Annotated in this window: 13 protein-coding genes; 10 read left to right on the forward strand and 3 right to left on the reverse strand. The window is 72.3% G+C overall.

From position 1 onward, the window contains the following. Positions 1 to 404 (reverse strand): hypothetical protein (locus AB0J52_RS10840; RefSeq protein ID WP_500181373.1); only part of this gene is annotated, 404 nt, incomplete at its 3' end. A 138-nt stretch (positions 405 to 542) separates the two neighbouring features. After that, complete coding sequence (locus AB0J52_RS10845; protein ID WP_500181374.1) at positions 543 to 1,898, reverse strand: hypothetical protein; 1,356 nt, start codon at positions 1,896 to 1,898, stop codon at positions 543 to 545. 673 nt (positions 1,899 to 2,571) lie between these two features. On the opposite strand from AB0J52_RS10845, the gene AB0J52_RS10850 reads away from it, so the two are divergent. The 4 genes from AB0J52_RS10850 to AB0J52_RS10865 are packed head-to-tail and all read left to right on the forward strand — an operon-like array spanning position 2,572 to position 5,534. After that, the gene (locus AB0J52_RS10850) at positions 2,572 to 2,943 is read left to right on the forward strand and encodes an NADH-quinone oxidoreductase subunit A (RefSeq protein WP_500181375.1); all 372 of its coding nucleotides are present in this window, start codon (positions 2,572 to 2,574) and stop codon (positions 2,941 to 2,943) included. A gap of 41 nt (positions 2,944 to 2,984) precedes the next feature. Continuing rightward, positions 2,985 to 4,031, forward strand: a complete 1,047-nt coding sequence (locus AB0J52_RS10855) for an NADH-quinone oxidoreductase subunit B (protein ID WP_500181376.1) — start codon at positions 2,985 to 2,987, stop codon at positions 4,029 to 4,031. Further along, positions 4,028 to 4,585, forward strand: coding sequence for an NADH-quinone oxidoreductase subunit C (locus AB0J52_RS10860; RefSeq protein ID WP_500181377.1), 558 nt, complete (start codon positions 4,028 to 4,030; stop codon positions 4,583 to 4,585). The genes AB0J52_RS10855 and AB0J52_RS10860 overlap by 4 nt, the downstream gene beginning before the upstream one ends. Next, on the forward strand, positions 4,578 to 5,534 hold the full coding sequence (locus tag AB0J52_RS10865; protein ID WP_500181378.1) for a complex I subunit 1/NuoH family protein: 957 nt from the start codon (positions 4,578 to 4,580) through the stop codon (positions 5,532 to 5,534). The genes AB0J52_RS10860 and AB0J52_RS10865 overlap by 8 nt, the downstream gene beginning before the upstream one ends. A gap of 93 nt (positions 5,535 to 5,627) precedes the next feature. On the opposite strand, the gene AB0J52_RS10870 is transcribed toward AB0J52_RS10865, so the two are convergent. Beyond that, entirely contained in the window at positions 5,628 to 6,344 is a 717-nt protein-coding gene (locus AB0J52_RS10870; RefSeq protein WP_500181379.1) for a ComEA family DNA-binding protein, read from the reverse strand. Positions 6,345 to 6,492: 148 nt separating this feature from the next. Between AB0J52_RS10870 and AB0J52_RS10875 the strand changes: the two genes are divergently transcribed. The 6 genes from AB0J52_RS10875 to AB0J52_RS10900 all read left to right on the forward strand — a co-directional run. Beyond that, positions 6,493 to 7,056 (forward strand): 4Fe-4S binding protein, encoded by a 564-nt coding sequence (locus tag AB0J52_RS10875; RefSeq protein WP_500181380.1) that lies wholly within the window; start codon positions 6,493 to 6,495, stop codon positions 7,054 to 7,056. Further along, positions 7,053 to 7,604, forward strand: coding sequence for an NADH-quinone oxidoreductase subunit J family protein (locus AB0J52_RS10880; protein WP_500181381.1), 552 nt, complete (start codon positions 7,053 to 7,055; stop codon positions 7,602 to 7,604). The genes AB0J52_RS10875 and AB0J52_RS10880 overlap by 4 nt, the downstream gene beginning before the upstream one ends. Continuing rightward, positions 7,604 to 7,975, forward strand: a complete 372-nt coding sequence (gene nuoK / locus AB0J52_RS10885) for an NADH-quinone oxidoreductase subunit NuoK (RefSeq protein ID WP_500181382.1) — start codon at positions 7,604 to 7,606, stop codon at positions 7,973 to 7,975. Before AB0J52_RS10880 ends, nuoK begins: the two co-directional genes overlap by 1 nt. Then, the gene (locus tag AB0J52_RS10890; protein ID WP_500181383.1) at positions 7,972 to 9,906 is read left to right on the forward strand and encodes an NADH-quinone oxidoreductase subunit 5 family protein; all 1,935 of its coding nucleotides are present in this window, start codon (positions 7,972 to 7,974) and stop codon (positions 9,904 to 9,906) included. The genes nuoK and AB0J52_RS10890 overlap by 4 nt, the downstream gene beginning before the upstream one ends. Positions 9,907 to 9,917: 11 nt before the next feature. Then, positions 9,918 to 11,429, forward strand: coding sequence for a complex I subunit 4 family protein (locus AB0J52_RS10895; protein ID WP_500181385.1), 1,512 nt, complete (start codon positions 9,918 to 9,920; stop codon positions 11,427 to 11,429). Beyond that, positions 11,426 to 12,878: NADH-quinone oxidoreductase subunit N (locus AB0J52_RS10900; protein ID WP_500181384.1), on the forward strand; the 1,453-nt coding region annotated here is incomplete at its 3' end. The genes AB0J52_RS10895 and AB0J52_RS10900, both read left to right, overlap by 4 nt.

Raw genomic sequence — 12,878 nt, forward strand, 5'->3', positions numbered from 1 at the left:
GCCGCCAGTAGCCGCTGCCGCGCGGCCGTCGCCCACGGCGCCGTCACGCGCGGCTTGGCGATCGGCCGCCGCTTCTTGCCGGAGTCGTCGCCGGTCAGCATGAACGCCGCGGCCGTCAGCGCGATCGCGACCGCCGCCGCACCGGCGATGAGCAGCGGAGAGGGAATGCCGAGCACCCGCCCCATCAGCTTCTTCGACGCCTTGCCGCCGCCGCTGGCACCACCGCCGCCGACCCCCGAGCCGGCCGGTCGCGGACCGAACGGTTCTGAACGGCCGGGGTCGTTTCCGGGCACCTCCGGCCCGTCGCCCGAAAGAGCCGCCCGCTCGGACGGACGGTGCTCGGCGGACGTCTCGACGGGGTGAGAAGGGGGTGCGGGGGAGGTCCCCCCCTGGTTCGAACTCACGCAGCGCTCTTCCTGCCGACGACCGGACAACAACAAAGAGTGCCGGACGGGACGCGGTGGTGCAGCCCGTCCGGCACTCTGATCGCCGGCGTCATGCCCGGCGCGGTGTCGGCCCCCGCGGGAGCCGGCGCCGGGGTGTTACTCGGAGTCCAGGTTCCGCTGCAGCGTCTGGACGTCGTTGGAGGACGTGGCGAGCGACACCGCGTACGGCGTCACCCACACCCGCTGGTAGTTCTTGCCCGTGCGCGCCCACTCGCCGCCCGAGATCGTGCACTGGACGGGCACGTCGTCGTAGGAGGTGACGGTTCCGGTGCTGGTGCAGTCGCCGAAGTACTTGCCGCCGTCCTGCTTCTCGGTCAGCCGGAAGGTGACCTTGACCGTGATGGACGACAGCGAGCCGCGCGTGCTCCAGACGTTCGCCTTCACCGTGCAGGGCTGGCCGAACGTCTTGCAGCTGACGAACTCCGCCTTGCCCTGGATGCGGGCGGTGTGGTCGGAGTCGACGGCGTCGGTCAGCTGGCCCATCTGGGACCGCAAGTCGCTGATCGCCGGGGTGGCCGCGGCGGACGACAGCGCGGTGACGTCCGCGTTGACCGTCGGGTAGCCGCTCTCGTAGCGGAGCAGCTGCGGGTCGCCGTCGGCGGTGACGTAGAAGCTCGTCCCGATCGCGGTGATCTTGATGGCCTTCTTGCCCTGGGCCGTGGTCTTGGTCGTCGTGAGCCGGTACTTGCTGTACTTGCGCATCTGGTCGGCGACCGCGGTCGGGGTGAGGTTCTCCTTGAAGTCGACCGACAGGTCGGTCGAGCTCAGGGCGCCCCACTGGTCGCCGTCCTTGAGCATCCCGGAGTTGACCGTCGAGGTGAACTTGCCCGACCAGTACGACTTGGGCGCCTTCACGAACAGCTTGTCGTCGGCCGACAGGAACGTCAGGTTCGTGCCGCTCCAGGAGACCGGGCCGTAGGCGCGGCCGCCCTTGGTCACCTTGATCTCACCGTTGAGCGAGTCCGACGCGGAGCCGACCGTGCCCTTGTAGGTCAGCATCCGCGCGGCGGCGACGGCGTCGGCGGCCTTGGCGAGCCGGTCGGCCGGCTTCTGGCCGCTGTTGTTGACGACCACCACCACGACGACGACCACGATGATGACGACGAGCAGCGCCACGCCGCCGATGATCGCCGCGATCAGGCCGCCGTTGCCGCGGGGCTTGCCGGGCGGCGGCATCCCCGGTCCCGGCGGCATCCCCATGCCGGGCTGCATCCCGGGGGGCATGCCCTGGCCGGGCGGCGGCGGCGCGTAGAACGGCGGCGGCGTCTCGGGGTTGCCGTAGCCGGGCCCGCCCGGGGCGCCGGGCGGACCGTAGCCGGGCGCGCCGGGGGCGCCCGGGTACCCGGGACCGCCCGTCCCGCCGGGACCTCCGGGGCCCTCGGGCGGCGGAGGCGGCCAGGAGGGACCGGCCGGGGGGTCCCATCCGGGCGGCGGCGGGGGAGGACTACTCATCCGGTCACATCCTTCCAGGTCATATGACCTCAAATGCCTGTCCAGTGTGCAGCAAAGATCAGGGGGTGTGGTCCGCGGCCCCCCAATTGGTGGGCAATTGTGAGGTTGAAGTTATTCGTCGGTGAGAAGCGCTCCGTCCCGCCTCCGGCGCACACGGGACGCGGCCGGACTTTCCCGCTGGTCGTGCGGGTGGGCGGCCGTCGCGCGGCCGGTGACCTCGGGATTCGCAATGATCTTGAGGTGTCGGGCGGGGAGCGGACCGGGTACGCCGGCCACGTTGCCGAGCCGTCCCATATCGGCCATCACGCATCCGAACGTAGTGGCGGCCGCCGACATCGGCCGCTGGGCGGCGTCCGCCCCGATCGTCGGAAGGGACGTCACCGTTCGGCGCGCGTTCGGCGTCCGTTGTGCCCACCTGCATGCGACGCGTCGGGTGACTTTTCGGTTCCTTCAGGAAATCGCCCCCGCCGGTGGCGGCGAGCGGCGCGCTCCTCGTCGTCATGTCGCCTCCCGTCGCCGCCGGTGTCGCCGGAACGCGCCGAACGCGGTGGTTCCTCCCACCAACGTGAGGCGAAGCGTCCGGTTTGTGAACCCGTCAGATGCGTGGGCCGGGCTACGCCTCACGGCGGAGCCGGTCGGGGATACTTGACGGGACCCGGCCCCGGAGGAGCCCGTGCAGGACTATTTCCACACCTACGGTGTCGTCGCCGCGCTGCTCGCCGTCGGCGGAGCCCTCGTCGCCGGCGGGCTGGCCGCCAACCGCCTGCTGCGTCCGAGCCGTCCGACCGGGGAGAAGCTCGCCACCTACGAGTGCGGTGTCGACCCGGTCGGCGAGGGATGGGCGCAGTCCTACGTCCGCTACTACGTCTTCGCCTACCTGTACGTCGTGTTCGCGGTGGACGCGGTGTTCCTCTTCCCTTGGGCGACCGTCTTCTCCGCGCCCGGCTACGGCATGACGACGCTGGGCGAGATGTTCGTCTTCCTGGCCTTCCTCGCCGTCGGACTCGCCTACGCGGGCAGGAAGGGCGTCCTGTCGTGGGTGTGAGCGGCGGGCCGGGCCGCGAGGACGTGGGCCAGAATGGCCGGATGAGCGCCGTGGATCTTCCGCCGCCCAGCATCGGGCCGCTGTCGCGGCTCGCGCCGAAACCGGTGCGGTTCGTGCTCAACTGGGGCCGCCGCTACTCGCTGTGGGTCTTCAACTTCGGGCTCGCCTGCTGCGCCATCGAGTTCATCGCGACGTCGATGAGCCGCCACGACTTCATCCGGCTCGGCGTGATCCCGTTCGCGCCCGGCCCGCGCCAGGCCGACCTGATGGTGGTGTCCGGGACCGTCAGCGACAAGATGGCCCCGGCCGTCCGCCGCCTCTACGAGCAGATGCCCGAGCCGAAGTACGTCATCTCGTTCGGCGCGTGCTCCAACTGCGGCGGCCCCTACTGGGACTCCTACTGCGTCACCAAGGGCGTGGACCAGATCATCCCGGTGGACGTGTACGTGCCGGGCTGCCCGCCGCGTCCGGAGGCGCTGCTGCACGGCATCATCCGGCTCCAGGAGAAGATCGCCGCCGAGTCGCTCGGCGACCGCTACGACGGCGGGTCCGACCCGGTCACACCGCCGCCTCCGCCGCGTCCGCTTCCGGCCACGGTCCTCCGCCGCCCGATCCAACCCGCTCCGCCGCCGCCTGAGCCCGCCCCCAGCCCTGAACCGGGCCCCGAACCGGCACCGCCGCCCGCGTCCACGGACGAACGCGAACCGGACGCACCCGCCTCGCCTGCGCCCGATGCGTCCGCCGACGTCACATGGCCCGTGCCCGAACCCGGGATCCACCAGCCGCCCGACTCGGTGACGACGATGCCGCTTCCGCCGGTCGTCGAGCCGGACGACGCGACCGTCCCCTCGGAGACCGTGAGACTTCCGCCCGCCGGGCTGGAGGCGAGGCGTCCGCAGGAGACGCCACCCGCCGGACGCGGCAAGGAGAACGGATCCGGGCGCGGCCGCAGGGCCCGGCTCCAGGAGCACGACCCGTCGATCATCCCCGGCCTCGCGGACGACGACGCAGGCGAGGACGCGGGCGGCGCGGGCGTCCACAGTGATCAGGGCGACCAGAGCGACGACCAGATCGGCAGGACGCGGTGACGCCCGCCGAACTCGCCGAAGCGTGGACGACGCGGTTCGGTGACGCCGCCACCACGTCCGAGAGCCACGGCGAGGTCACCGCCGACGTCCCCGCCGAGTCCTGGCTGGAAGCGCTGACGTTCGCGCGCGACGACCTCGGTTGCGTGTTCTTCGACTGGCTCACCGCGGTGGACGAGCTGGAGGACGGTTTCGCGATCGTCGTCCACCTCTACTCGCTCGAAGGCCGGCACCACATGCTCGTGCGCACGCGCGTCCCGCACGAGAACCCGGCGCTCCCGACCGCGACCGGCGTGTTCCGCGGCGCGAACTGGCACGAGCGCGAGACGTTCGAGATGTTCGGTGTCGTGTTCGACGGCCACCCGAACCTCGTCCCGCTGCTCCTCCCGGACGGCTTCGAGGGGCACCCGCTGCGCAAGGACTTCGTCCTAGCCTCGCGCGTCGCCAAGCCGTGGCCGGGCGCGAAGGAACCGGGCGAGTCGGCGCACGGCGCGCCGTCCCGGCGCCGTGTCCGCCCGCCGGGCGTCCCCGACGACTGGGGGCCCTCGCATGCTTGAGGTCGTCGTCAAGCTGGCGCTGGTCGCGGCCGCGTTCGCGGTCCTGCCGCTGCTGGTCGGGCAGATCGAGCACAAGGTCATGGCGCACATGCAGGGGCGGCTCGGCCCGATGTACGCCGGGGCGTTCCACGGCTGGGCGCAGCTGGTCGCCGACGGGGTGAAGTTCGTCCAGAAGGAGGACGTCGTCCCGGCCGCCGCCGACCGCCGGATCTTCAAGCTCGCCCCCGCCGTCGCGCTCGTCCCGTACCTGCTGGTGCTGCTGGTCGTCCCGGTCGGCCCGCGCGGCCAGGTCGCGCTGGACCTCGGCCCCGGCGTGTTCTTCGCGCTCGCGGTGATGGGCGTCGGCGTGATCGGCGCGATCATGGCCGGCTGGGCGAGCGCGAACAAGTACTCGCTGCTCGGCGGGATGCGGGTCGCCGCGCAGCTGACCTCCTACGAGCTGCCGATGGTGTTCGCGGCGTCGTCGGTCGCGATGGCGGCCGGGACGCTGTCGCTGCCCGGGATCGTCGACGAGTGGCGCTGGTACTGGCTGCCGTGGCAGGCGGTCGGCGGCGTGGTGTTCTTCGTCGCGGGCCTCGCCGAGCTGCGCCGTCCGCCGTTCGACATGCCGGTCGCCGACTCCGAGATCATCTTCGGCCCGTACACCGAGTACGGCGGGCTGCGCTTCGCGCTGTTCATCCTCGCCGAGTACGCGGGCATCGTCGTGCTGTGCGCGTTGACGACCGTGCTGTTCCTCGGCGGCTGGAAGGGCCCGTTCCTCGAAGGCCAGCTCGGCTGGTTCTGGACGCTCGCCAAGGTCTTCGTGCTGGCGTTCCTGGTGATCTGGCTGCGGGTCAGCTACCCGCGCCTGCGCGAGGACCAGTTGCAGCGACTCGCGTGGGTCTGGCTCGTCCCGCTGTCGCTGGCGCAGCTCGCCCTGACCGGCGTCCTCAAGGTCGCCCTCGGCTGACCGCCCGCCACCGGCCGCCCTGTCCGACGACGGCCGACGACGGCCGACGACGGTCGGCGACGGTCGGCGGCGGTCGGCGGCGACGGCCGGACGCTAGTCGAGAAAGATCGCGTAGTCCTTGAGCTTCGGCGGCAGCGCGGGCGGCAGGTCGACGTCCACGGCCAGCTCCTCGACCGAGACGAACCCGCCGTGCTCGGCGCGGTGCCGGACGATCCGGTCGGCCAGCTCCGGGGTGAGGCCGGGCAGCATGCCGAGGACGTCGGCCGGGGCGTGGTTCACGTCGATCAGGCCGCCGTCGTCGTAGACGCGGGCGAGGTCGGGGCGTCCGATGTGCAGCTCGCGCGCGAGCGCCGGATCCTCGGCGGCGAGCCGGCGGGCGTCCGCGCGCAGGGTCCGCCGGTAGCGAGCGACGCGGATGGCGTGGTCGTTCGCCGAGCTGCGGGACGACTCGCGCAGCCCGAACACCTCAGAGCGCACCGCGAACGCGTTCACCGACCCGGCGACCCACACCAGCGTCATCAGCAGCATGCCGAAGAAGAACAGCATGGCGTCGGCCTGGATCCACAGGTACACCGAGAGGGCGATGCCCGACGCGTAGCCCACCGCGCCGGCCGCGAGCGCGGTGGAACGGGACTTCCGCGCCGCGTACAGGAACGTCAGCGGGGTGCTCCAGCCCAGCGTGACGACCGGCAGGATCGCCCAGCCCAGACCGGTCAGCGGGGACGGGCGAGGAGGTGAGGGCGAGTACTGCGGAGGCCATCCGTGGCGTACCGGGCCGGTGGGGAATCGCGGGTCTGAGCCGGGTGTCACGCGGCACCACCTCCTGAGGGATCCCTTTCGGTGAGACGAACGCGGCGCCCGGCGCGTTCCCCCGCGCCGCCCCGTACGCAATCATGGGCCCGTGGGACGGTTGCCAGGAGGCGGGCTTGCCAAGGGGCTCGCCGTCACGTTGCGGACGATGACCAGGCGTTCGATCACGCGGCAGTACCCGGAGGCCCAGCCGGACCTTCCGCCGCGAAGCCGGGGGGTGATCGCGCTCTTCGAGGAGAACTGCACCGTCTGCATGCTCTGCGCGCGCGAGTGCCCGGACTGGTGCATCTACATCGACTCGCACAAGGAGACGCTGCCCGCCGAGGGCGGCGGGCGTCCGCGCACCCGCAACGTCCTGGACCGGTTCGCCATCGACTTCGCGCTGTGCATGTACTGCGGCATCTGCATCGAGGTGTGCCCGTTCGACGCGCTGTTCTGGTCGCCGGAGTTCGAGTACGCCGAGTACGACATCGGCGAGCTGACCCACGAGCGCGAGCGCCTGCGCGAGTGGATGTGGACCGTCCCGCCGCCGCAGGCCCACGACGAGCACGCCGAACCGCCGAAGGAAGTCCAAACGGCGAAGAAGGCCGCCGAACGCGGCGAGCGATCCGGACGTGCGGAGCCCGGCGAGCGATCCGGACGCGGGGGAACCGGTGGGCGAGCCGGACGCGGGGAGACCGGTGGGCGAGCCGAGGGCGGGGAACGCGGATGACCGGGCGCGATGTGGTGTTCGCGCTGCTCGGCGTTGTCGCCGTCGGCGGGGGCGTCCTGGTCGTGACGACCCGCCAGCTCGTCCACGCGGCGCTGTGGCTGGTCGTGTCGTTCGGCGCGCTCGCGGGCTGCTACCTGGTGCTGACGGCCGAGTTCGTCGCATGGGTGCAGGTGCTCATCTACGTCGGCGCGGTCGTCGTGCTGCTGCTGTTCGGCATCATGCTCACGCGGGCGCCGGTCGGGCCGTCCGGCGACCTGGACTCCGGCAACCGCTGGGCCGCGCTCGCCGTCGCCACCGGAACGGCAGCGCTGCTGGTCACAGTGCTGGTCATGGGCTTCCGCTGGACACCGGTGAACGACGCCCCGCAGTGCCCGCCGGGCGTGGCGTCCTGCCCGGCCCGGGCGAACGGCAGCGCCGAGCACCTCGGCGAGGCCGTGTTCCGCACCTGGGTGCTGCCGTTCGAGGTGCTGTCGGTCCTGCTGCTCGCCGCGCTGGTCGGCGCGATCGTCCTCTCCCGGACGGACCTGCCGGCCCGGAGGGGACGCTGATGCACCTCGCCTTCCCGCTCGTCACCGCCGCCCTGCTGTTCTCGACCGGGGTGTACGGGGTGCTCGCGCGGCGCAACGCGATCCTCGTCCTGATGTCGGTCGAGCTGATGCTGAACGCGGTCAACCTCAACCTCGTCGCGTTCGACGTGCACCTGCGCGACCGGCTGCACGGCGGCCAGGTGCTCACCCTGTTCACGATCGTGATCGCGGCGGCCGAGGTCGGGCTCGGCCTCGCCATCCTGCTGATGGTCTTCCGCAACCGCCGGATGATCGACGTCGACCGCCTGCGCACCCTCGCCGAACCCGGAACGCCCGGCGACGCCACCGAGCCGGACGGGCAGGACGGCACGTCCCGGGAGGCGGTCAAGTGATCACGCTCGCGGCGCTGGCCGTCCTGCTGCCGTTCGCCGGCGCGGCGGCGGGCCTGCTCGGCGGGCGCCGCCTTCCGCAGCCGTGGGTGGCGTGCGTCCCGGTCGGGGTCTCGACCGTCCTGGCGGCGATCGTCGCGTTCACCGTGTGGCGGTCGCCCGGCGAGCGCGCCGGCACGCTCACCCTGATCCAGACCGGTTCGCTGCCGGTCCGCGTCGGACTCCAGGTGGACGGCCTGTCCGGGCTCGTCGGCGTCATGGTGTGCTGCGTCGCGCTCGCCGTCCAGGTGTACTCGGTCGCGTACATGGCGGACGACCGGCGCTACGCGTCCTACGCGGCGTTCGTGTCGCTGTTCACCGCCGCGATGCTGCTGGTCGTCTTCGCCGGCGACCTCCTGCTGCTGTACGCCGGGTGGGAGGTGATGGGCGTCTGCTCGTACTTCCTCATCGGACACCACTGGGAGGACCGCGCGAACTCCCGCGCCGCCGTCAAGGCGTTCCTCGTGACGCGGCTCGGCGACGTCGGCTTCCTGTTCGGCGTGTTCGTCCTCGGCGTCGGCGCGAAGTCGTTCACCATCTCGGACGTGCTCGCGCGGGCCGGGGACATGCCGCACACGACCCTGACCGCCGGCGCACTGCTGCTGCTGTGCGGAGTCGTCGGCAAGTCGGCGCAGTTCCCGCTGCACACCTGGCTCCCGGACGCGATGGCAGGCCCGACCCCGATCAGCGCCCTCATCCACGCGGCGACCATGGTCGCGGCCGGGATCTATGTCGTCGCTCGCGTCTACCCGGTGTTCTGGCTCGTCCCGGCCGCGCTGACCGTGCTCGGCCTCGTCGCGGTCGTCTCGATGGTCGGTTCCGCGCTGGCGGCGCTCGCCCAGGACGACCTGAAGCGCGTCCTCGCCTACTCGACGATCAGCCAGCTCGCGGTGATGGCCGCCGGGCTCGCGGTCGGGGCGCGCTCGGCGGCGGTCTTCCACCTGGTCACGCACGCGGCGTTCAAGGCGCTGCTGTTCCTGGCGGCGGGCTGCGTCATCCACGCGACCGCCACGAACACGCTCGCCCGCTACGGCGGCCTGCGCCGCACGATGCCGATCACCTTCTGGACGATGACCGTAGGCTTCGCGGCCCTCGTCGGCGTCCCGGCGTTCAGCGGCTGGTTCAGCAAGGACGCCGTGATCGCCGCCGCCCAGCACGGCGCCCTCCACCACGGCTACTACGACGTCGGGGACCAGGCCGCCGGCTGGGCCGCCCAGCAGCCGCTGCCCCCGACGGCGTCGCCCGCGTCGTCCGGGGGGCCGCACGTGACGTTCACACTCGTCGCCTGGGAGCACCATCTGCCGAGTGGCGTCGCCTGGACGATCTACCTCGGGCTGCTGCTCACCGTCGTGCTCACGGCGGCGTACTCGGCGCGTGCCTGGTTGATGACGTTCTTCGGCGAGACGCGTGGCGACACGCGCGCGCACGAGGCGCCGAAGCTGATGACCTGGCCCGTCATGGCGCTCGCCGTCCCCGCCGCGATCCTGGGGTACTTCGGGCTCGGCGCGCCCGAACTGCGCCCGGAGCTGGTGTCGTCCCTCCTCAGCGCCGTTCTCGTGGCCGCCGGGTTCGGGGCGGTGTGGACGGTCTGGAACCGCGACCCGGCGGCGGACCCGGCGCGAGTGCTCGGTCCGGTGCGTCCGGTGTTCGCCAAGGCCTTCTACCTGGACGAGGTGTACGCGCTGGTGATCGTCCGGCCCGTCCGGATGCTGGCGCGCGCCGTCGCGGTCGGCGACCGCGCGGGCATCGACGCCGCCGTCGTCGGGACGGCCCGCGCGGCGCGCAGGCTCGCGGGACCGCTGCGGATCCCGCAGAACGGCAACACCCAGACCTACCTGACCGCGCTGCTCGGCGGCGTGGTCGTCATCACGGCCCTGGCGGTGATCTTCCGGTGATCTTCCTGCTGATGATGGCGATCCCGGCGTGCGCGGCGCTCGCGCTGCTCGTCCCGAGGGCGCGGTTCCTGCCGGACGACGCGTCCCTCGGCCGGTTCGGCGTCCTCGTGTCCGGCGCGACGCTGCTGGTGGGGCTGTCGGCGCTGGCGGCGTTCGACTTCTCGCACGCGTCGCGGACGCAGCTCGCGGTGGACCGCGCCTGGGAGCCGTCGCTCGACCTGCGCTTCCACCTCGGCGTGGACGGGATCTCGCTCCCCCTGGTCGTGCTGACCGCGCTGCTGACGTTCCTGTGCTTCCTCTACACCCACCGCCATCCTCCGGCGGGCGGGCGGCTCCGGCTGTTCACGGCGCTGCTGCTCGTCCTGGAGATCGGGATGCTCGGCACGTTCACCGCGCTCGACCTGGTGCTGTTCTTCGTGTTCTTCGAGGTCGTCCTCATCCCGATGTTCGCGGTGATCCTGCTGTGGGGCGGCCCGGGACGGCGCGCGGCGGCGACCAAGTTCATCCTGTACACGCTGCTCGGGTCCGGACTGCTGCTCGCCGGGATGCTGCTCGTCGCGGTGAACGCCGGGACGCTCGACATGACCGAGCTCGCCCGGCGGCACGGCGCGGGCGTCCCGCACGGCGTCCAGGTCGCCGGGTTCCTGCTGATGATGCTCGGTTTCGGGGTGAAGGCTCCGATGTGGCCGCTGCACACCTGGCTGCCGGACGCGCACACCGAGGCCCCCACGGCCGGGTCCGTCCTGCTCGCCGGGGTGCTGCTGAAGATGGGCACCTACGGGCTCGTGCGCGTCGCCGTCCCGTCCGCGCCGGACGGCGCCCGCTCCTGCGCGCTGTGGCTCGGCCTGCTCGCGGTGATCGGGATCGTCTACGGCGCGCTCGCCTGCCTCGCCCAGACCGACCTCAAGCGGATGATCGCCTACTCGTCCGTCGGGCACATGGGTTTCGTCCTGCTCGGCATCGCGACGCTCACCCCGGTCGGCGTGAACGCGGCGCTGTTCGGCAACATCGCGCACGGCCTGATCACCGGCCTGCTGTTCTTCCTCGCCGGGTCGATCAAGGAGCGGTACGGCACCGGCGACCTGGCCGGGATCGGCGGCGGCATGCTCGGCACCGCGCCCCGCCTCGCCTCCTTCCTCACCTTCGCCGCCGTCGCGTCCCTCGGGCTGCCCGGCCTCGCCGGGTTCTGGGGCGAGATGCTGGCGCTGCTCGGCGCGTACCGTCCGGACGCGGCTTTGTCCCGGCCGGCGTTCGTCACGTTCATGGCGTTCGGGGGGCTCGGCGCGGTCCTGACCGCCGCCTACTTCCTGCGCCTGCTGGCGAGGATCACCCACGGCCGTCCACGGAAGGACACGGCCGAAGCCGGTGACGACGCCGACGCTGTGATCGTGGCGCCGACCGTGTACGAGTACGCCGCGTGGGTCCCGCTGGTCGCGCTGACCCTGCTGGTCGGGCTGTGGCCGAAGACGCTGCTGGCGGTGACGTCCGAACCCGTCCGCGCCCTGTTCGGAGGAATCGGATGATCCAGGGCATCGACTACGTGGCGATCCTGCCGCCGGTGCTGTGCGCGGTGGCGGCGCTCGTGGCGCTGCTCGCCGACGCCTTCGACGCTCCGCGCCGCTGGCTGGGCATCCTGACCTGTGGATTCCTCGGTGCCGCGCTCGTCTCGGTCATCGTGCTGGCGGCCGGGGAGAGGCGGACGACGTTCTGCGTCCCGGCCGGCCTCCGCGGCGCCGGACCGCGGTCCTGCTCCTACGCGGCGGACGACTTCGCGCTGCTCTTCCAGGGCCTGGTGCTCGCCGCCGCCGTCATCGTCGTCCTGCTGTCGCTGCACACCATCGACACCGACGACCTGCCCGCCGGCGAGTACCACTTCCTCCTGCTCTCGGCGGTCGTCGGCGCGCTCGCCCTGGTCGCCGCGCGCGACCTGGTGACGCTGGTCGTCGCGCTGGAGACGCTGTCCCTGCCGGTGTTCGCGCTGGTCGGGCTGCGGCGGCGGGACGGCGTCGCAGCCGAGGCAGCCCTCAAGCTGTTCCTCGTCTCGGTCGTGTCCACGGCCGTCATGCTGTTCGGGGTCTCCCTGCTGTACGGCGTGACCGGCGCGATGCACCTCGACCGGCTGTCGGCCGGGCTGCGCGCGCTCCCCGCCGACCTGAAGCCGGTCGCGGCGGCGGGCGCGGTGCTGGTGCTGGCAGGGTTCGCGTTCAAGGTCGCTGCCGTCCCGTTCCACTTCTGGGCCCCGGACGTCTACCAGGGCGCCCCGCTGCCGGTGGCGGCCTACCTGTCGGTCGTGTCGAAGGCCGCCGGATTCGCCGGGCTCGCGATCGTCGTGGGGTACGGCATGCCGTCCCTCGGTGACGTGTGGGGGCCGGTCATCGCCGCCCTGGCCGCCGTGACGATGACGCTCGGGAACCTGATGGCGCTGCGGCAGGGCACCGCGATCCGGCTGCTCGCCTGGTCGTCGGTCGCGCAGTCCGGCTACATGCTCGCGCCGCTCGCGGTCGGGGAGCGCCGCCTGTCCGAGGCCGTCGCCGCGACCATCGCCTATGTCGCGCTGTACGCCGTGATGAACCTCGGCGCGTTCGCGGTGGTCGTCGCCGTCCAGCGGGCCGGGGAGGCGCACGTCACACTGGACGGCTTCCGCGGCCTGGCTCGCCGCGACCCCGTCACCGGGACCGCGCTGGCCTTCTTCCTCATCTGCCTCGCCGGACTGCCGCCGGGCGTGATGGGCCTGTTCGCCAAGGTCGTCGTCTTCCGCGCGGCGGTCGCGGGCGACGTGACCTGGCTCGCGGTCGTCATGGCCGTGAACACCGTCATCGGGCTGTACTACTACCTCGCCTGGGCCGTCCGGGTGTTCGTGCCGTCCGCCGGGGGAATCGAGGGGGCGACGCGTCCGGGCTTCGCGGTGCGGGCGGCGATCGCGGCGACCGGCGCGGGCGCGCTGGTCCTGTCGGTCGCGCCGCAGCTGGTGC

The organism is Spirillospora sp. NPDC049652 (assembly GCF_040675125.1).
GTDB lineage: Bacteria > Actinomycetota > Actinomycetes > Streptosporangiales > Streptosporangiaceae > Spirillospora.

Coding starts and splice junctions, on each gene's coding strand:
- AB0J52_RS10845 (WP_500181374.1), bottom strand. CDS start 1,898: ATGAGTAGTCCTCCCCCGCCGCCGCCCGGATGGGACCCCCCGGCCGGT.
- AB0J52_RS10855 (WP_500181376.1), top strand. CDS start 2,985: ATGAGCGCCGTGGATCTTCCGCCGCCCAGCATCGGGCCGCTGTCGCGG.
- AB0J52_RS10865 (WP_500181378.1), top strand. CDS start 4,578: ATGCTTGAGGTCGTCGTCAAGCTGGCGCTGGTCGCGGCCGCGTTCGCG.
- AB0J52_RS10875 (WP_500181380.1), top strand. CDS start 6,493: ATGACCAGGCGTTCGATCACGCGGCAGTACCCGGAGGCCCAGCCGGAC.
- AB0J52_RS10880 (WP_500181381.1), top strand. CDS start 7,053: ATGACCGGGCGCGATGTGGTGTTCGCGCTGCTCGGCGTTGTCGCCGTC.
- nuoK (WP_500181382.1), top strand. CDS start 7,604: ATGCACCTCGCCTTCCCGCTCGTCACCGCCGCCCTGCTGTTCTCGACC.
- AB0J52_RS10895 (WP_500181385.1), top strand. CDS start 9,918: ATGATGGCGATCCCGGCGTGCGCGGCGCTCGCGCTGCTCGTCCCGAGG.